This window comes from Pantoea sp. SGAir0184 (genome assembly GCF_043544755.1).
In genome coordinates, this window is record NZ_CP028050.1 from 2,117,903 (window position 1) to 2,135,764 (window position 17,862).

At 59.7% G+C, this 17,862-nt stretch carries 17 protein-coding genes; 12 read left to right on the plus strand and 5 right to left on the minus strand.

Annotation, left to right across the window (positions count from 1 at the left end):
- Positions 1-3 precede the first annotated feature (3 nt).
- The 10 genes from pqqD to C1N60_RS10000 all read left to right on the plus strand — a co-directional run bounded on the left by pqqD (position 4) and on the right by C1N60_RS10000 (position 10,409).
- A complete protein-coding gene (pqqD, locus tag C1N60_RS09955) occupies positions 4-282 on the plus strand; it encodes a pyrroloquinoline quinone biosynthesis peptide chaperone PqqD (RefSeq protein WP_394521723.1) in 279 nt (92 codons plus the stop codon).
- Positions 269-1,411, plus strand: coding sequence for a pyrroloquinoline quinone biosynthesis protein PqqE (gene pqqE, locus C1N60_RS09960; protein WP_058758602.1), 1,143 nt, complete (start codon positions 269-271; stop codon positions 1,409-1,411). The genes pqqD and pqqE overlap by 14 nt, the downstream gene beginning before the upstream one ends.
- A complete protein-coding gene (gene pqqF / locus C1N60_RS09965) occupies positions 1,411-3,735 on the plus strand; it encodes a pyrroloquinoline quinone biosynthesis protein PqqF (RefSeq protein WP_394521724.1) in 2,325 nt (774 codons plus the stop codon). Before pqqE ends, pqqF begins: the two co-directional genes overlap by 1 nt.
- A gap of 120 nt (positions 3,736-3,855) precedes the next feature.
- Positions 3,856-4,206: a hypothetical protein gene (locus tag C1N60_RS09970; protein ID WP_104092976.1), complete on the plus strand. Its 351-nt coding sequence runs from the start codon at positions 3,856-3,858 to the stop codon at positions 4,204-4,206.
- Positions 4,207-4,255: 49 nt separating this feature from the next.
- A complete protein-coding gene (locus tag C1N60_RS09975; protein ID WP_394520778.1) occupies positions 4,256-6,259 on the plus strand; it encodes a protein-disulfide reductase DsbD family protein in 2,004 nt (667 codons plus the stop codon).
- Positions 6,259-6,981, plus strand: a complete 723-nt coding sequence (locus C1N60_RS09980) for a DsbA family protein (protein ID WP_152391545.1) — start codon at positions 6,259-6,261, stop codon at positions 6,979-6,981. Before C1N60_RS09975 ends, C1N60_RS09980 begins: the two co-directional genes overlap by 1 nt.
- Positions 6,978-7,481 (plus strand): thioredoxin domain-containing protein, encoded by a 504-nt coding sequence (locus tag C1N60_RS09985; RefSeq protein WP_394520779.1) that lies wholly within the window; start codon positions 6,978-6,980, stop codon positions 7,479-7,481. The genes C1N60_RS09980 and C1N60_RS09985 overlap by 4 nt, the downstream gene beginning before the upstream one ends.
- 261 nt (positions 7,482-7,742) lie before the next feature.
- On the plus strand, positions 7,743-8,579 hold the full coding sequence (locus tag C1N60_RS09990; protein ID WP_394520780.1) for an MBL fold metallo-hydrolase: 837 nt from the start codon (positions 7,743-7,745) through the stop codon (positions 8,577-8,579).
- Positions 8,580-8,694: 115 nt separating this feature from the next.
- A complete protein-coding gene (locus C1N60_RS09995; RefSeq protein WP_021505986.1) occupies positions 8,695-9,117 on the plus strand; it encodes a DUF2231 domain-containing protein in 423 nt (140 codons plus the stop codon).
- Positions 9,114-10,409, plus strand: coding sequence for a PQQ-dependent sugar dehydrogenase (locus C1N60_RS10000; RefSeq protein WP_394516584.1), 1,296 nt, complete (start codon positions 9,114-9,116; stop codon positions 10,407-10,409). Before C1N60_RS09995 ends, C1N60_RS10000 begins: the two co-directional genes overlap by 4 nt.
- A 527-nt stretch (positions 10,410-10,936) precedes the next feature.
- Here the strand turns inward: C1N60_RS10000 and C1N60_RS10005 are convergent.
- Entirely contained in the window at positions 10,937-11,830 is an 894-nt protein-coding gene (locus tag C1N60_RS10005; protein WP_348878929.1) for a LysR family transcriptional regulator, read from the minus strand.
- 102 nt (positions 11,831-11,932) lie between these two features.
- Here C1N60_RS10005 and C1N60_RS10010 point away from each other — a divergent pair, with 102 nt between their 5' ends.
- Positions 11,933-13,027, plus strand: coding sequence for an oxidoreductase (locus C1N60_RS10010; protein WP_394520781.1), 1,095 nt, complete (start codon positions 11,933-11,935; stop codon positions 13,025-13,027).
- Between the two features lie 140 nt (positions 13,028-13,167).
- Here C1N60_RS10010 and C1N60_RS10015 read toward each other — a convergent pair whose 3' ends face one another.
- Positions 13,168-14,070 (minus strand): ParB/Srx family N-terminal domain-containing protein, encoded by a 903-nt coding sequence (locus C1N60_RS10015; RefSeq protein WP_394520782.1) that lies wholly within the window; start codon positions 14,068-14,070, stop codon positions 13,168-13,170.
- Between the two features lie 137 nt (positions 14,071-14,207).
- Between C1N60_RS10015 and C1N60_RS10020 the strand changes: the two genes are divergently transcribed.
- Positions 14,208-14,840, plus strand: a complete 633-nt coding sequence (locus C1N60_RS10020; protein ID WP_394520783.1) for a DapH/DapD/GlmU-related protein — start codon at positions 14,208-14,210, stop codon at positions 14,838-14,840.
- 3 nt (positions 14,841-14,843) lie between these two features.
- On the opposite strand, the gene C1N60_RS10025 is transcribed toward C1N60_RS10020, so the two are convergent.
- From C1N60_RS10025 to C1N60_RS10035, 3 genes are all read right to left on the minus strand, one after another.
- Positions 14,844-16,163, minus strand: coding sequence for an MFS transporter (locus C1N60_RS10025; RefSeq protein ID WP_058769834.1), 1,320 nt, complete (start codon positions 16,161-16,163; stop codon positions 14,844-14,846).
- Positions 16,164-16,365: 202 nt separating this feature from the next.
- The gene (locus tag C1N60_RS10030) at positions 16,366-17,334 is read right to left on the minus strand and encodes a GT-D fold domain-containing glycosyltransferase (RefSeq protein WP_058769833.1); all 969 of its coding nucleotides are present in this window, start codon (positions 17,332-17,334) and stop codon (positions 16,366-16,368) included.
- A gap of 235 nt (positions 17,335-17,569) precedes the next feature.
- Positions 17,570-17,710, minus strand: coding sequence for a hypothetical protein (locus C1N60_RS10035; protein WP_193751871.1), 141 nt, complete (start codon positions 17,708-17,710; stop codon positions 17,570-17,572).
- Between the last annotated feature and the right edge of the window lie 152 nt (positions 17,711-17,862).

Consider the following 17,862-nt stretch of genomic DNA (forward strand, 5'->3'; position numbering starts at 1 on the left):
CACATGAAAGAGACTCTGATTCCGGTGTTTCGCCGCGGCTATCGTCTGCAATGGGAAGCCGCGCAGGACAGCCACGTAGTGCTTTACCCGGAAGGGATGGCGAAGCTGAATGAAACCGCTGCCGCCATTCTGGAACTGGTAACCGGCAAGCAGGATGTGGCGGCCATTATCGCCACGCTCAATGCGCGTTTTCCGGAGGCGGGCGGCGTCGATGATGACGTCAAAGACTTCCTGCAATCGGCCATTGAACAGAAGTGGATCCAGTGTCGTGAACCCGAATAAACCTGGCGTGAATGCGCCGCTGTGGCTGCTGGCGGAGCTGACTTATCGCTGCCCGCTGCAGTGTCCTTACTGCTCGAACCCGCTGGATTTTTCGCAGCAGGAACAAGAGCTGAGCACCGAACAGTGGATCGAGGTGTTCCGCCAGGCACGCGCCATGGGCAGCGTGCAGCTGGGCTTTTCCGGCGGTGAACCGCTGACGCGCAAAGATCTGCCGGAGCTGATTCGCGCCGCGCGCGATCTGGGCTTTTACACCAACCTGATCACCTCCGGCATTGGCCTGACGGAGAAAAAGCTTGATGCCTTCGCCGACGCCGGGCTGGATCACATCCAGATCAGTTTCCAGGCGAGTGATGAAACGCTGAACGCCGCGCTGGCCGGTTCGCAGAAGGCGTTTCAGCAGAAGCTGGCGATGGCAAAAGCGGTGAAAAAGCACGGCTACCCGATGGTGCTGAACTTCGTGCTGCACCGCCATAACATCGACCAGATCGATAAAATCATCGATCTGTGTATTGAGCTGGAGGCGGATGATGTCGAGCTGGCCACCTGTCAGTTTTACGGCTGGGCGCATCTTAACCGCCAGGGGTTGCTGCCAACGCGCGAGCAGATTGCCCGCGCCGAAGCGGTGGTTGCGCGCTACCGTGAGCGCATGGGCAGCAGCGGCAATCTCACCAATCTGTTGTTTGTCACGCCGGATTACTACGAAGAGCGGCCCAAACCCTGTATGGGCGGCTGGGGATCGATATTTCTCAGCGTGACGCCGGAAGGTACGGCGTTACCCTGTCACAGCGCGCGCCAGCTGCCGGTGCAGTTCCCTTCAGTGCTGGAGCAGAGCCTGGAGGATATCTGGTACAACTCGTTTGGCTTCAATCGCTATCGCGGCTTCGACTGGATGCCGGAACCGTGCCGCTCATGCGATGAGAAAGAGAAAGATTTCGGCGGTTGCCGCTGCCAGGCATACATGCTGACCGGTGATGCCGACAACACCGACCCGGTGTGCAGCAAGTCGCCGCATCACGGAAAAATTCTTGAGGCTCGCCGCGAAGCCAGCTGCAGCGATATCAAAATCGCCCAGCTGCAGTTCCGCAACCGCAGCAATTCTGAGCTGATTTTCAAACAGCGGGTCACCTGATGTGCGAACGCAGCCTGACGCTGGCTAACGGTCTGCGCTGTCATCTGTCGCACCAGCCCGACGCGCGGGAAAGCGCGGCGCTAGTGCGCGTCGGCGCGGGCAGCCTGCACGAACCCGATCGCTGGCCCGGCCTGGCGCATCTGCTGGAACATCTGCTGTTTTGCGGCAGCGCGGGCTTTACCGGCGATGAGCGCCTGATGCCGTGGCTGCAGCAACAGGGTGGTCAGGTGAATGCCACCACGCAACTCAGCCGCAGTGCCTGGTTCTTCCAGCTGCCGGCGCAGGCGCTGGCGGCGGGCGTGGCAAGGCTGGCAGATATGCTGGCTGCGCCACTGCTGACCGGTACGGCGATTACGCAGGAAGCGGCGGTCATTGAGGCAGAATTTCAGCTGCTGCGGCATCATGCCGAAACGCTGAGTGAAGCAGCGCTGCTCGACGCGGCCGGTGGCGCACTGCGCCGCTTTCGCGTCGGGAGTGCGGCGACTTTTGGTGACAACGTAACGAAGCTGCAGCAGGCGCTACGGCTATTTCATCAGCAGCATTTCGTCGCCGCCAACCAGCGGCTGTGGCTGAGCGGACCGCAATCGCTGGATGAATTACAGCAGCTGGCCGAGGCGTTTGCTGTTCGCCAGTCAGGCGGTGCGGTGCACTCCTCATTACCAGCCATTTCCGCGCCGGAGCCAGTTGAAACGCTCATCCAGCTTGCCGATGAAGAGTCATTCTGGCTTAGCCTGTTTATCACCGGCGAAGAAAGCCCTTTGCGTGACAACGTCACATTGCTGGCGGCTTTCTGGCAGGATGAAGCCCCTGGTAGCCTGATGGCGCAGCTGCGCAGCGAGCAACTGTGCGCATCGCTGCAGTGTGAATGGCTGTGGCAGAACGCCGATCATAGCTGGCTGGCGTTGCGCTTCAGTGCGCCAGCGCTGTCAGCGTCGGCGGCAAGACGCATTGAACAGCTCTTCTGGCAGCATCTGCGTGCGGTGCGCGCCGCCACGCCAGCGCAACATCGCCACTATTTGCAACTGGCACAGCAGGATTTCGCTGCGCTGTCGCCGCTGACGCAGCTGCGCGGACGGGCGCTGGGATCGGCGCCATCAGCTGACATTCCCGCAGATTTCACCGGTTTTATCGCCGCACTGCCACAGGCCTCGTGTACGCGGCTGCTGACGCAGCGACAGCTGTCCGCCGCGCCTTATACCACGCAGGGATTCTGTCTGCAGCGCGCGCCATGGCCACAGACTGCGGCTGGCCCGGTCACGCCGGTTAACTGGTCATTTTATCCGTGCGCTGACGCCCTGCATTTGCCGGAACTCCCGGCAAATTGCGCGCCGTTACTGCGCGCAAATCCGGTGCAGCCGCGGGAAACGCTGCTGGTGCGCCCGGCGTTTTATCACACCCTGAGTGACGAGGCGGCGTTAAGCTGGCAGCAGCAGCTGCGCCCACGGCTGGCCGCACTGCGCCATGCCGGTGGCAGCGGACGCTGGCAACAGCAGCAGGGCGTCTGGCAATTGGTGATTGATCTGCCTGACGATGCAATGCCCGCGCTGCAACAGCTGCCTGGCGTGCTGGCGGCGCTGAATGCGCCGGTGCTGCCGCAACCGCACCGCGCTGCACAAAGTATTGTGATTCGTCAGTTGCTGGAAGCGCTACCGCAGCAGCTGCTGGCCCCGGCTGCGCATCCTGCATGGCAGGCCGCCTGGTGCGGCCACAGCGAAAGCGTCAGTCTGCACGCCGCGCACGGGCTGAGCGAGGTGGTCCGGACTCAGCCTGCGCCGACGCGCGCGGCTGCGCTACAGCACGGCGTCAGCGCGCTGCGTTGTGCGGCGAACGATCAGGCCTTGTTGCTGTTTATTCCGCTGCCCGCTGCCGATGATGCCAGCCTCGCGGCGCTGCGTGCGCTGGCGCTGATGTTTGAACCACGCTTCTTTCAGCGGCTGCGGGTCGGGCAACAGATTGGCTATGTGGTGTCAGCGCGCTACCAGCGCGTGGCGGATGTGGATGGACTGCAGCTGGCGCTGCAATCACCGTCCATTGGCTGGCGCACGCTGCTGCAACACTGCAAAGCGTTTTTGCGCGACATGGTGAGTGAACTCGCCGCCATCAACGATGAAACGCTGCGGGGCTGGCAGGCGACTCTGCTGACGCAGTGCCAGCCACACCAGAACGCCGACGCCGCCAGTGAGGCACTGCGACAACAGCAGGGACTGCCGGTGCTTACGCCAGAAGCGGTCGCCGCGCTCACGTTACCCCAGCTGCAGCGGCTGCATCAGCGCCTGCTGCGCGAACGCCGCCGCTGGCGCTTGCTGATTAATCAACGTGAATAATTTCTCCCTCTCTGCAGTCAGCCTGCTCCCGCTGGCATAAAGACAAAAGTTTACACAGCAGGGGTTGGTGTTTCTGCTGCTTTTGCATAAACTGGCGGCACTTTTCTCTGAGGCTGTGGCATGACGATATCGCCCCAACGCGCAAAATGGATTCTGGCACTGGTTTGTCTGGTGCTGGCATTTTGTCTCGTCCAGCGCAGCTTCAATCTCCCGACCCAGCCTGTCGTTAGCATTACTGTTCACAGCGCCGCCGTTGATGACGGTGCCAGCAGTGATAAACCCTGTGCGCTGGGCGCTAAGTCACTCAGCGGCAGCGCGCCGCTGCTCGATACCGCGCTGCCGTTCCTCGTACTGCTGCTGGCGTTGATCGCCACGCTCTTCCAGACCTCGTCTGCCACTGTCTGGCGGCGTGAACCGCTGTTTGTGCCGCTGCGACGGCGCCATCTCACGCTCTGCGTCTTCCGGGAATAACACTACGCGATCCACCGCGTAAACCCTGTTATTCACCGGAGAAACGATTATGACATTCCTGATCAGGAGCCTGCTGCTCCTCGTGGCGAGCTGCGCGCTGAGCGTGCAAGCCGCCGATACGGGCTGGCTGCGCAATGCGCAAAACAGCCACGCCGAAGTGCGCCTGCGCGCCGCGCCGCAGGGCGATCACCTGCAACTGCTGCTGGATATTCGCCTGCAGCCGGGCTGGAAAACCTACTGGCGTTCGCCGGGCGAAGGCGGCGTCGCGCCGGAAATCCGCTGGCAAACGCCGGATGTCAACGCCCGCTGGTCGTGGCCAGTGCCAGCGCGCTTTGACGTCAGCGGCCTCACCACGCAGGGCTACAAAGGCGACGTTACGCTGCCCATAGTGCTCGAATCTGCCCCGCAGGGCACGCTGGCCGGCACGCTGACGCTGTCCACCTGTAGCGACGTCTGCATCCTGACGGACTTTCCGTTCCAGCTCGATCTCTCGCAGCCCGCCAGTCCGGATTTTGCACGTGACTTCGCCCAGGCGATGGGGCAGATCCCGGCTGACAGCGGGCTGACCGATCAGCTTGATGCCAGTTTCGTTGATGGCACGCTGCAAATCCGGGCGCAGCGTCAGCAGGGCTGGCAGCAGCCGGAACTGTTCTTTGATTATCCGCAGGGCAGCATGCTGGCGGCGCCGCAAATCAGCGTGCAGGGCGAGACGCTGACTGCACGCGTGGCGGTAACCGACGAATGGGGCGAAGCCGCGCCGGACCTGCGCGGTAAAGCGCTGTCGCTGGTCATCACTGACGCCGGTATCGCTCAGCAAAGCCAGCTGACCCTTGGTCATCAGCCACTGTTTTCTCCCTCCGCCGGGAACGCCACGCTGTGGTCGGTAGTGCTGCTGGCGCTGCTCGGCGGGCTGATTCTCAACCTGATGCCCTGCGTGCTGCCGGTGCTGGCGATCAAACTGAGCAGTCTGGTGCAGCAGCAGGGACAGACGCAACGCCAGACGCGTCAGCAGTTTCTCGCGTCCAGCGCCGGCATTCTGTTCTCTTTCCTGCTGCTGGCGCTGCTGATGACCGTGCTACGGCTCAGCGGTCAGGCGCTGGGCTGGGGCATTCAGTTTCAGAGCAGCGGCTTTCTGCTGGTGATGGTGCTGGTGATGTTCCTGTTCAGCGCCAGTCTGTTCGATCTGCTGCATTTCCGCCTGCCTTCCGGCCTGACTACCCGGCTGGCGACGCATGGCGGTGCCGGTCTGGCAGGGCATTTTGGCCAGGGGGCCTTTGCCACGCTGCTGGCGACACCGTGCAGCGCACCGTTTCTTGGCACCGCCGTCGCCTATGCGCTGACCGCGCCGCTGCCGCAGCTGTGGCTGCTGTTTGTCGCGCTCGGTGTCGGCATGAGTCTGCCGTGGCTGCTGGTTGCGGCGCTGCCGGGTATGGCGCGCTGCCTGCCACGTCCGGGGCGCTGGATGCTGCATCTGCGCACGCTGCTGGGGCTGCTGATGCTGCTGGCAACGCTGTGGCTGGTGACGCTGCTGATTCCCCACTGGGGCAGCACCGTCGCCATTCTGCTGGCGGCCATCCTGCTGCTGGCGCTGACGGGCTGGCTAGTCGCACGCCGCGCGCTGCCGCAGGCAGGTCTGGTGTTCATTACCGTGACGCTGGCGGGCGCGCTGTTACTGCTGACGCGCCTCTCCCCGGAAGAAGAATCGCTGGTATGGCAACCGCTGACCGAAGCCGCCATCAATCAGGCGCTGGAGCAGGATAAGCGCGTCTTTGTCGATGTCACCGCTGACTGGTGCATCACCTGCAAAGTGAATAAATCGCGGGTGCTGAATCAGCCTGACGTGCGTGCCGCCCTCGGCGCAGAGGATGTGGTGCTGCTGCGCGGTGACTGGACACAACCGGATCCGGCCATCGGCGAGTTCCTGCGCCGCCGCGATCGCGTAGCAATCCCCTTTAACCAGATTTACGGCCCGGCACTGCCGCACGGCCAGATTTTATCGCCGTTATTAAGTCGTGATGCGGTGATTTCAACACTCTCTGAGGCAAAAAAATGATGAAAAAATCCCTGTTACTTTCGCTGATGTTACTGGCGGCACCCGCCCTGGCCGCCGCGCCATTTACCCCTGAGCAGGAGGCGCGCATCAAACAGCTGATTCGCGAAACCCTGGTACAAAATCCGGCGATTCTGGCAGAAGCCGCCGACGCATTTGATAAAGAAGCCGCGCGCCAGCAGCAAAACGTGGTCGCGCAGATGGTAGAGAAAAACCGCGCGGCGCTGTTTAACGATGCCGGCTCACCGCGCATCGGCGCCAAAAAACCGGCACTGACGCTGGTCTATTTCACCGACTACAACTGCGTCTTTTGCAAAAAGTTTGAGGCGGATATCGAAAAACTGCTGCAGAACTATCCGCAGGTGGCGGTGGTGCTGAAGCCGCTGCCGTACCGCGCTGAAAGCTCGCTCAGTTCGGCGCGTCTGGCGCTGACGGTGTGGGAGCAGCAGCCGAATAACTTTCTTAAGCTGCATGAACGGCTGATGGCAAAGAAAGGCAACCATGATGAAGCCAGCATCGCCGCCGCGCTGGACAAAAGTGGCATCAGCCTGTCGGCGCCGAGCACCGCCAGCCTCGACACCATTAACCTCAACCTGACGCTGGCGCAGCAGCTGGGTGTGCAGGGTACGCCCGCCACGCTGGTGGGCAATCAACTGATCAGCGGGGCAGTGCCTTATGCACAGCTGGAAGCCGCGGTGAAAGGTGCGCTGCAGGCTCAGCCATGAGCCGGTTAACGCGCTGGCTGCGCGAAGGCGTGCTGTTGTTGCTGATGGCAGCGGCGCTGCTGCTGGCCATGGACTGGCTGCGTGCACCGCAGCTGCCCGCGGATGTGGCCCGGCAGCCGCTCAGCGCGCTGCAGGGCGAGGTGAACCTGGCGACGCTGAGCCAGCAGCGGCCGGTGCTGGTTTACGTCTGGGCCAGCTGGTGTGGCGTGTGCAAACTCACCACACCGACGGTGGCCGCGCTCAGTCAGCACGGCACGCAGGTGGTCAGTGTGGCTCTGCGATCCGGCAGCGATGCGCGCGTCGCCACCTGGCTGGATAAAAAAGGAGTACGGGGACTCGCCGTCAATGATGAAAGCGGGGCGCTGGGAGATCGCTGGCAAATCAGCGCCACGCCGACGTTCATCGTGCTGCATCAGGGCAAGGTGGTCAGCACCAGCAGCGGCTGGACCAGCAGCTGGGGGCTGAAGCTGCGCCTGTGGTGGGCGGCACGCGCTGCCTGATTAATCATTAACGGTTAACCGACCGCGATAAATAACCGTAGCGTGAACAACCTTGCGCTGCGGTTATTTTTTTTGCTCATTAAAAATCCGCATTCAATATTTCAATGCATTGAAATTAAATGAGTAATAAATAAAGCGATAAATGAATGACTCTGGATTGTTTGCAATTGCCATCATCATGGCACATATATGTTAAATCACTTTTTTATTTATTCATTTAATAACGGCGCGCTCGCGCCATTTTATTTTTGGGGGAGAACAATGCGAATTCATCACCTCAACTGTGGCTGCATGTGCCCGCTCGGTGGCGCGTTATTCGATGGTTTCAGCAAAGGTCCGTTTGCTGAACTGGTGTGCCACTGCTTACTGCTGGAAACTGACCGTCACGGTTTAATCCTCGTGGATACCGGTCTGGGCACGCAGGATATGCGCCATCCTGACCGCCGCCTGTCGGGCTTTTTCCGCGCGCTGAATAATATTCGCTATAACGAGCAGCTCAGCGCGCTGGCACAGATTCAGCTGCTGGGTTTTCGCCCGGAAGATGTGCGCCACATTATTCTGACCCACCTCGATTTTGACCACGCCGGCGGCATCAGTGATTTTCCGACCGCCCGCATTCATCTGCTGCAGCGTGAACTGGATACCGTAACCCAGGCGGGCGATAGCAGCTGGCTGGCGCGTCAGCGGTTTCGCCCGCAGCAGTGGACTGCGCACGATGGCTGGCGCGGTTACGCCAGCGGCGGCGAGCGCTGGTATGGCTTTGATGCGGTGAAGGCGGTCGACTATCTCAGCGATGAGATTCTGCTGGTGCCGCTGCCGGGACATACGCTGGGCCATGCGGGCGTGGCGATTCGTCACCAGGGCGGCTGGCTGCTGCATGGCGGCGACGCCTGGTTTTATCGCGGTGAAATGTACCACAGCCAGCGCCACTGTACGCCGGGCCTGCGCGCCTATCAGCGCCTGATGTGCAGTGACCGCGCCGCCTGGCACAGCAATCAGCAGCGGCTGCGTGAGCTGTCACTGCAGCACGCGCAAGAGGTGCAACTGTTCTGCAGCCACGACGCGCAGGAACTGAACCAGTTCCGTCGGCACGGTTAACTTTTTGTGCGGGCTGTGCGCATGACTCTTTATCTTTACTAATATTTCTCAGGCGTGCGAAGCGATGCCTGGCCGGATCGCTCTCGCCTGGAAAAACTGTGATAGGGAGAGTGCGATGTACCATACCTCGGGACGCTCGGTTGTTGGCGTGACGCTGTTTACCCTGCTTGAGCCGTTGCCGCTGGGCTTTTTCTTTGCTGCCTGGCTGTTTGATATTATCTATCTGCAAACCTTCATCGTCATGTGGACCAAAGCCGCCAGCTGGCTGATCGCCATCGGGCTGGTGCTGGCGATTGTGCCGCGACTAATCAGCCTGATTCATTTATTCCGTGGCGCACCTGCCGCAGAGAAGACCCATTTCTGGCTGTCGCTGCTGGCGATCGTGCTGGCCATCGTCAACGCATTCATTCACAGCCGCGATGCCTATGCGGTGGTGCCGATGGGCGTAACGCTCTCCACCCTGGTGGTGGTGGTGTTGCTGATAGCGAATCTGCAGCTGGCGCTGCGCGAGCGTCGTTTACAGGGAGGCCGCCCATGAAATTTAGTGTAATGAGTGCGCTGGGAATTGCGGTACTGCTGAGCGCCTGCGACAGCGGATCGGACCTCGATCCGCAACGGCAAATCGGCCCTGATCCGCAGCTGCCGCAGGCCAAAAACTTCTTTATGCCGCCGATGCAGGTGCCGGAAGGCACCGCGTGGAAAGAGGGCGAGACACCAAAAGTGGCCGACGGCCTGAAGATCGAGAAAATCCCGGCCAGCCTGATGCACCCGCGTCAACTGTATGTGCTGCCGAATGGCGACGTGCTGGTGGCAGAAGCCAACGGGGTGAAAAACCCGGTCACGGCACCGAAAGAATTGATCATGAGCCTGGTGCAGAAATCTTCCGGCAAAGGTGGCCCGGGCGGCAACCGCATCACGCTGCTGCGCAACGTTAACGGCAAGTGGGAACAGCACCGGTTCATCGAAAACCTCAATGCGCCGTTTGGCATGCAGCTGATTGGCAATACGCTGTATGTGGCTAACGCCGACAGCCTGGTGAAATTCCCTTACCAGACCGGCGAAACCGAAATCCGCACGCCGCCGGAAGAGGTGACGTCGCTGCCGGGCGGTGAGCTGAATCACCACTGGACCAAAGCGCTGCTCGCCAGTCCGGACGGCAGCAAACTGTACGTTGGTGTCGGCTCCAACAGTAACATCACCGAGAACGGCATCGGCGCAGAGTATGGCCGCGCGGCGGTGTGGGAAGTGGACGCCGCAACCGGTGCCAGCCGCATCTATGCCAGCGGCATCCGCAATCCTACCGGTCTGCAGTGGGAGCCGCAAAGCGGCAAGCTGTGGGCCATCGCCAACGAGCGTGACGAAATCGGGTCGGATCTGGTGCCGGATTACCTGACCTCCGTGCAGGACAAAGGTTTCTACGGCTGGCCGTACAGCTACTTTGGTCAGCACGTCGACGAGCGCGCGCAGCCGCAGCGGCCGGATCTGGTCGCGAAAGCCATCAAGCCGGACTATGCGCTGAGCTCACACGTGGCACCGCTCGGCCTGCTGTTCTATGGCGCGGATAATATGCCGCAGTACCGCGGCGGCGCGTTCATCAGTGAACACGGCAGCTGGAACCGCACGCCGCTCAACGGCTATAAAGTGATTTGGGTGAAATTTGAAAACGGCAAACCGGTCGGGCAACCGCAGACGGTGGTGTCAGGATTCCTCACCGACGATCAGAAGCAGGTACGCGGTTTGCCGGTAGGACTGGCGACGGATAATCAGGGCGGGGTGTTGATTGCCGACGATGCCGGCAACGCGATCTGGCGTATCAGCGCCGCGCAGTAGGATAATCGCAGGCAATAAAAAAGGATTTGGCCAGGTCGCCAAATCCTTTTTTTATGTTCGTCACCCGGCTGGTAACCGCGCTCGGAACGGGGTGCTCAGCACTCCTCACAAAAGGAATGATAAAATGTGCAGCGAAAGATTTCAAGTTTCGCTAAAATACTGTATGGTTATACAGGTGTTGAGCGCGGCGGATGCTTATTGTTTTCTGATGACTCCAGGGGCGCGGATAGTCAAACCCCGGCAGGTTTCAGGTGGTGCTGGCCTGTGGCTTTCACAATGAGTGCCGCTCAGCGCTCCTCACAGATGTGCTTAGGCGGTCGGCGGGTAGAGTCAGGGCCCCGAAAGCTGAACAGCGCGCTCCTGTCAGAGGAGAAGGAAAGTGATGGAACTTGTTCGATTACTCCTGGACCTTGTCCGGGTGATCCTGCAAATCATCGTTGCCCTTTTGCAACTGACCGGTCAGGCGCACTGACCGGAACTTGAAACAAGGCGGAGCTCACCCCTCCGCCTTTTTTCGTACGTCCGCGTCACGCGCCGGGCCGGCTTTGCTGTTGCATCGCCTGCCTGAGCGCCGCAACAAATACGCTGACGCGCGCCGGCAGGTGGCGCGTGGTGGGAAACAGCGCCCACACGCCCAGCATCTGCGGCTGCGCGTCCTCCAGCTCCAGCGCCACCAGTTCGCCGGATGCCAGCTCTTCCCGCACATCCCACTCAGAAAGCTGCGCGATGCCGCTGCCGGCCACGCACAGCGCACGCACCCCTTCGACATTGCTGCCGCTGAAGCGCCCGTCAACGCTCAGGCTGGAGAGATGACCGTCCACCATAAAACTCCACTGCACCACATTCGACATGCGCAGACAGTGGTGTTGATGCAGATCCGCCAGATGACGCGGCGTGCCGAAGCGTTGCAGATAGCCCGGAGCCGCACACAGCCGGCGCGGGTTGTCGGCCAGACGGTGTGCCACCAGGCGGGAATCGCGCAGCGGGGCGATGCGAATCGCGACATCAAAGCCCAGCCCGACAATGTCCGTGACATCGTCGCTGAGCTGAAACTCAACGCGCAGCCCGGGGTTTTGCTCCATCAGTGACGGCAGCAGTGGAATGATGGTGCGCCGGCCAAACCCCGTAGGCGCGGTGATGCGTAGCTGGCCGGTGGCCCCCTGTTTATCGGGCGCGAACAGGTTGCGTGCGCTCTGTTCGGTCTCGGCCAGCGTTCTGGCATAGGGAAGAAACTCTTCGCCTTCATCGGTAAGGGCAATGGCGCGCGTGGTGCGATGCAGCAGCCGTACGCCGAGATCTTCCTCCAGTGAGGCTAGCCGGCGCGACACGGTCATAGTGGTGGTGCCGAGCCGCCGCGCCGCCTGCGTCAGGCTGCGGGTTTGCGACACCATCAGAAAAACATCAATATCCCGGGAGTTCATTGTAACGGTTTCCGTTAAGCAGACGTATCATAATCGGCCATTTTTGCCACAATGGCGACTCACTATAATGGCTCCTGATGATAATTTATTTCAGAGCGCCGAATGACCGACAAACACCTGTTTCAGAGCAGTACGCTTAACCACCTCGATTTAACCAATCGCCTGATGGTGGCACCGATGACGCGCATCTCCGCCAGTGTGGACGGTGTCCCGGGCGAGCGTATGCAGCAGTACTATACGCGTTTCGCCCGCGGTGGCTTTGGCGCAGTAATCAGCGAAGGTCTCTACATTGATGAAGCCTGGTCACAGACTTACGCTTTTCAGGCCGGGCTGGTCAATCGCCAGCAGATCGCCGGCTGGCGGGCCATCACCGACAGCGTGCACCAGCACGGCAGCAAAATCATTGCACAGCTGATGCACGCCGGTGCGATATCGCAGGGCAATATTTACCGGCGCGATACGCTGGCGCCTTCGGCGATCCCGCCACGTGGCGAACAGCTGCGGTTTTACCATGGCCACGGCGCTTACCCGTTGCCGCGCGCCATGAGTGATGAACAGATTGAGCAGGTGATTGACGCCTTTGCTGACAGCGCGGCGCGCGCCATTGAGGCAGCCGGTTTTGACGGCATTGAAATTCACGCGGCCAACGGTTATCTGCTCGATCAGTTCTTTACCGATTACACCAACCAGCGCAGCGACCGCTGGGGCGGCGATATTATCGCAAGACTGACGCTGACGCGGGAGGTGATTGCCGCGGTGCGACAGCGCATCGGTGCCAACGTCACGCTGGGCGTGCGGATTTCCCAGGGGAAAGTGAATGATTTTACGCATAAATGGCAGGAGGGCGCTGCCGGAGCGCGCCAGGTGTTTGCGCTGCTGGCCGACTCAGGTATCGATTATCTGCACCTGACCGAACACGATGCGTTGCAGCCAGCGTTCGCGGACGTGGCAGAGTCGCTGCTACAGCTGGCGCGCCAGGCTGCGCCACAGTTGCCGGTGGTGATCAACGGATCGCTGTCAGATGCCGAACGCGCCGGCATGGCGTTGTATCAGGGCGCAGATTATGTGGCGCTGGGCAAAAGCGCGCTGGCCAATCCGGACTGGCCACAGCGCGTTCGCCACGGCCAGCCGCTGCGCGCCTTCGATCAAAACCTGCTGGCACCGTCCGCGGATGTTAAAAACAGCGAGCTGGCATAACCGCCGTTTTCGGTCGCCATCCATGGCGACCCTGCCACAACGGTGTAAAACGCATGCCCGCGCATCTGCAACAATGATGTGGGGTTTTGTCGGGTGCGCATTGCTGCGCACCTGGATAAACCCAACACTACCCAGCCCGCTTAACGTTTAAACGCCCAGCTCAGCTTACCGTTATCGGCGCTTAACTTGTTCAGCGCCTTCTGGTTCACCGCGTCTCTGGCACCGAGCGCCTGCGCCGTCAGCGGACCGCTATCACTCTGCGCAATCACCGTGTCCTTCGGTACGCTCACCATCTTCTCCGCCACCTTTTTCACCGCTGCGGCGTAGCCGTCGCGGTCGCGCAGGTTGAACGCTTTCAGCGGCAGTTCCCGGCTCAGCCACTGTCCCCAGAAGAACTCCAGGAACGGCGGCGGGTTGTCTGGCTTATCGAAGCCGATATCGCGCACAAAGTAGATCAGCGAACGATACTCATCATCCTGCATATGCTGGCGACCCAGCTCCTGCGGCAGCGCTTCGGGGGCGATTTTACCGTTTGGCGTCTCCAGCCACACCAGATGTGCCGCCGCCATTTTCTGCCAGAAAGCAGCCTGGCTTTTCAGCGGGCGGAAATCATCGGTAATGCGCACCTGCACCGGCGTTGACAGGCCGGCTATGTCAGCAAAGTTGCTGAACGTATGGTGGCCATCAGTCAGGTACAGTTGATTATCCGGGCCGATCACCGCGGTTTTCATCGGGCCGGGCTCGCTGCCGACCGGCGCCTTACAGCTGAAACTGGCCGGATCGCGCAGGGTGGAGCGCGGCGTGAAACTTTTCACCCCTTCTTGTCCCATGCTTTCGCAATAGTCATCGAACAGCTTTTCCGGATCGGCCTGATAACGATGCTGCTTGTAATCCAGCTGGCGATAACCAATGGCGGCCTGAGTGGGATGCAGCTGCGCCAGTTCGACCTGCACAATTTCTCCGGCTTTGATGTCGGGCGGCAGGGCGGCAAAGGCGAGGGCGGGACTGAATAGCAAGGCTAATAACGGCAGGGACGCTTTCATTCCATTTTCTCCTGAAGATCTCCCGGTGGAGCAACACGATAGCATTCCTGTCATCTTCCCGCTCTAGTGTTGTGGCTCGCGGTTGCGTTGAGGCAACCACTTATCCAGACATCTGACCACAACGGAGCACCTGCTTTATGATTTCTACCACCCAGCATCCCGCTAAACTGCAGCACACCGCGATCGATCCCAGCGTCCGTCTGCGCGACACGCAGATTGGCCAGCAGTGTGAAATTCTGGCGCACAGTTATCTGGAATACAGCGAACTGGGTGATTTTTCCTACCTTGGGGAACACTGCTGCGTGGCGGATGCGCAGATTGGCCGCTTTACGGCCATCGCCAATCAGGTGCGTATCGGGGCACCGAATCATCCGATGGATCGCGCCTCACAGCATCGCTTCACCTACTGCCCGGAGTATTACGACAGCCGCGCGCAGCGTGATGCCGGTTTCTTCGCCGGACGCCGTGCCGATCGGGTGATCATTGGTCACGATGTGTGGATCGGTCACGGCGTGATTGTCCTGCCTGGCGTGACGGTCGGTGACGGCGCCGTGCTGGCGGCCGGGGCGGTGGTGAGTAAAGATGTGCCGCCTTACACCATCGTCGGAGGTGTGCCGGCGAAACCGATTCGCGCCCGTTTCAGCGCCGATATCGCGGCGCAGCTGCAGGCGATTGCCTGGTGGAACTGGCCGCTGGAGAAGCTGATGGCGCACCTGGCGGATTTTCAGTCGCCGGATATCGCCGCCTTCTGCCAGCGGCACGGGCGATAACCCTTACACAGCCTGCTGCGCGGCGGCTGGCGGCGCATCGGCTTGCAGGCGTTTCTCCGGCTGCAGCAGCGTCATGGCCAGCATGCTGCCAAAGGCGATACAGGCGGTGACGGTAAACATGGCGTTATAACCGTAGTACTGCGCCAGCCAGCCGCACAGCATCGGTGAAATGATCGACGCGAGGTTGGCGATGGCCAGCGTCATGCCGCTGAAGGTGCCGACCGATGCCTTCGGCGTCACGTCAATCACGACCGACCAGTAGACGTTATTCACCAGCGCATTGAGCGCGTTGCCGAGCGTCATCAGCGCGATAATCCCGGCAGCAGATCCGACCCAGGGAATGGCCATAAAGCAGCAGGCGGTGGCGCACAGCGTCACAGCGGCAAACAGGTTGCGCGCCAGCCGCAGATTGTTAAAGCGTGCCAGCAGGCGATCGGCGATGCGTCCGCCCAGCAGCACCGTCAGGCAGGCACCGCTCCAGGGGATCATCGCCACATACCACAGCGAGTGCAGGTCATAGTGGAAATTATCCTGCAGATATTTCGGCAGCCAGGTCACCAGGGTAAAGGTGATGTAGAGGAAACTGAAATAGCCCAGCGCGTTGCACACCAGCGTGCGGCTGGTGAAGAAGCGCCACCACGGCAGCGCGCCTTCGTCCTGCGGCTGCTGGCGTTGCCCGGCAATGATCAGCTGACGCTCGACGGCATTGGCACGGGGATGTTGCTGTGGCGTATCAGTAAAGTGGCGGGCAAACAGCAGCATCGCCAGCAGTGAAAACGCGCCGAGCAGCATAAACATCATGCGCCAGTCGTTGGTGAGCAGCAGCAGTCCGACGGCAATCGGTGCGGTCAGCAGCGAACCCACCTGGGTGCTCAGCAGGCCAATTCCCAGCGCGAAACCGCGTTCGTTATCCGGTGCCCAGTGGGCGATGGTTTTGTTCATCAACGCGTAGGCCGGCCCTTCGCTGAAGCCAAACAGCACGCGCAGTGCAGCAAACCCCATGATCGCCGAGCCGCCAAACAGCGCCATGCCCAGCTCTCCGGCCCAGGCGGTGGCGATCTCCAGCAGCGACCACAGAATGCCAGCCATCAGCCAGACCTTTTTGGTGCCCAGCCGGTCGGCAAGGAAGCCGCCGCACAGCGACCCGAACAGATAGCCAAAGCCAAAGTAGCCCAGCACGGCACCGAGTTGCACTTTACTGAAGTGAAATTCCTGCGAGATGGCGTTGGCGGCGAACGACAGCGCACCGCGGTCGATGTAGTTAATCAGTGCGATGAGAAACAGCAGCGAGAAAATGGTGTAGCGGGTTGAGGACGCTTTCATCATGCGACTCCTGAAAATGAACACAGGAATCATTAAGCAAAGGTAATGCCAGATTGCTAAGGCTGCTAACTAATTAGTGTCCGCCATGGCATAAGTGCCCGCGCCGCCGCAGTCGAAACCATCGCGCTGGCTAATAAATACCCGCTATCTGAGCGTGCTGCACCAAACCGATCGCCGGCACGATCGGTTACGGTGCGCTGCATCACACTATCGGCTGCGTGACCACTGCGGCACTGCGCAGTGGCTCCTGACCTAAGCCAACGTGCAGCAGAATCTGGCTGCGGTAATGCGCATCCGCTTCATGCTGCTCGTCACTCTGTAATAAACCGACCTCATTCACATTTTTCCCCGCGACCTGCACCTTGGTGCGTGCCGCGCTGCGCATCCACTCATACTCAATATCGATATGGCCGGTATCAATGCAGCGAATACCGTGCTGACTGAGGTCGTAAGCCAGCACGGTTGCCGTCGGGCCAAGGGAGATCAATACCATGTCGAACTCGCGCGCGTGCGCCAGCACATTACTGTATAGCTCGTTATAAACCGAAAAGGCGTTACGGTTGAGGGTGGTAATGCGCCGGATCTGCCGCGCGCCATCCAGCAGATCGTTCCCGAGACCAAGGCGCGTGCCGCTACCCTCAACAATCAGAATTTTTTTATCGTGAAACAGCTGTTTAAATTTGGCAAAAATACGTGCCGCCGGCTGTTTATCTTTATAATCATGATAAGGTCGCGTTACCGACGTATTACCATAGCGATAGCCTTTCTTTAATAAATGCTCATAGTGGCGAAAGAAAAACGCTTTATGAAAAAACCAGAAAAGCGCTGAGCCAAAACGCATATTCCCGGTGCCGCGAAAGGCATCAGGCATACACAGCAGACAGCGATTATCGCTCTGCGTGCCACGGCGCATGATCTCTTTCAGGCGAATGGAGAGGCGCTCATCAAAAGACTGAAAGCCAATATTCTTAAATAGCGTCATTTCCAGTTCCCCATCCCCATAGCGGCACGCTGAGAGCCGGTCATCGCTGAGCAGCAGATCGATGGTCTGTTCTGCTGACAGGACCTGGTATTGCCGGGCGTGCGCATTGGCCACGGGAAATTTAATGGCAGCATGTGTGAGTTTAAATGGAAAACGTAATTTGCGATAAAAAGCGTCTGCGCTGATCATAATAACCTTCTTTTTATAAGCGGCTTTGCCGCAGAGCAGTCAGATAATATATATCACCGATTAATTTGGCAGACAGGCTAAGGAAACTCTCAAAATAATAAATACGCTATTTCATTTATCAATGTCACCGCGCCGGAAAGACGCTATTTTTAGGGCAAAGCGCAGCGTTGCCTGCTTTTTTACCATCAGGTTCTGACATGACCAGGACAAATCGCATTTGTACGCTACTAATCAATTAAATAATTTCACCAGAAATACGTGTGCCGACAAATTGCAGGCTGCCCGGCAGCACGCCTGTCGCGCCTTTAGTCATATCGCCTGCTGCGTTATCAAAAAATGCGGATTTTCCTGATGATTGATTAATTTCCTCCAACAAAATTGAAACGTGATTTCACTCACACTACGAGCGAAGCGGGGCGCAGCATGAAGGAGCAGAGCTACATTGATAAGCGGCACTAACGACACGCCGCCAGGCAAATTTTTAACTAACGGTTACGTAAGTTAAGATTTTGTTGAGTTTATGTGTCT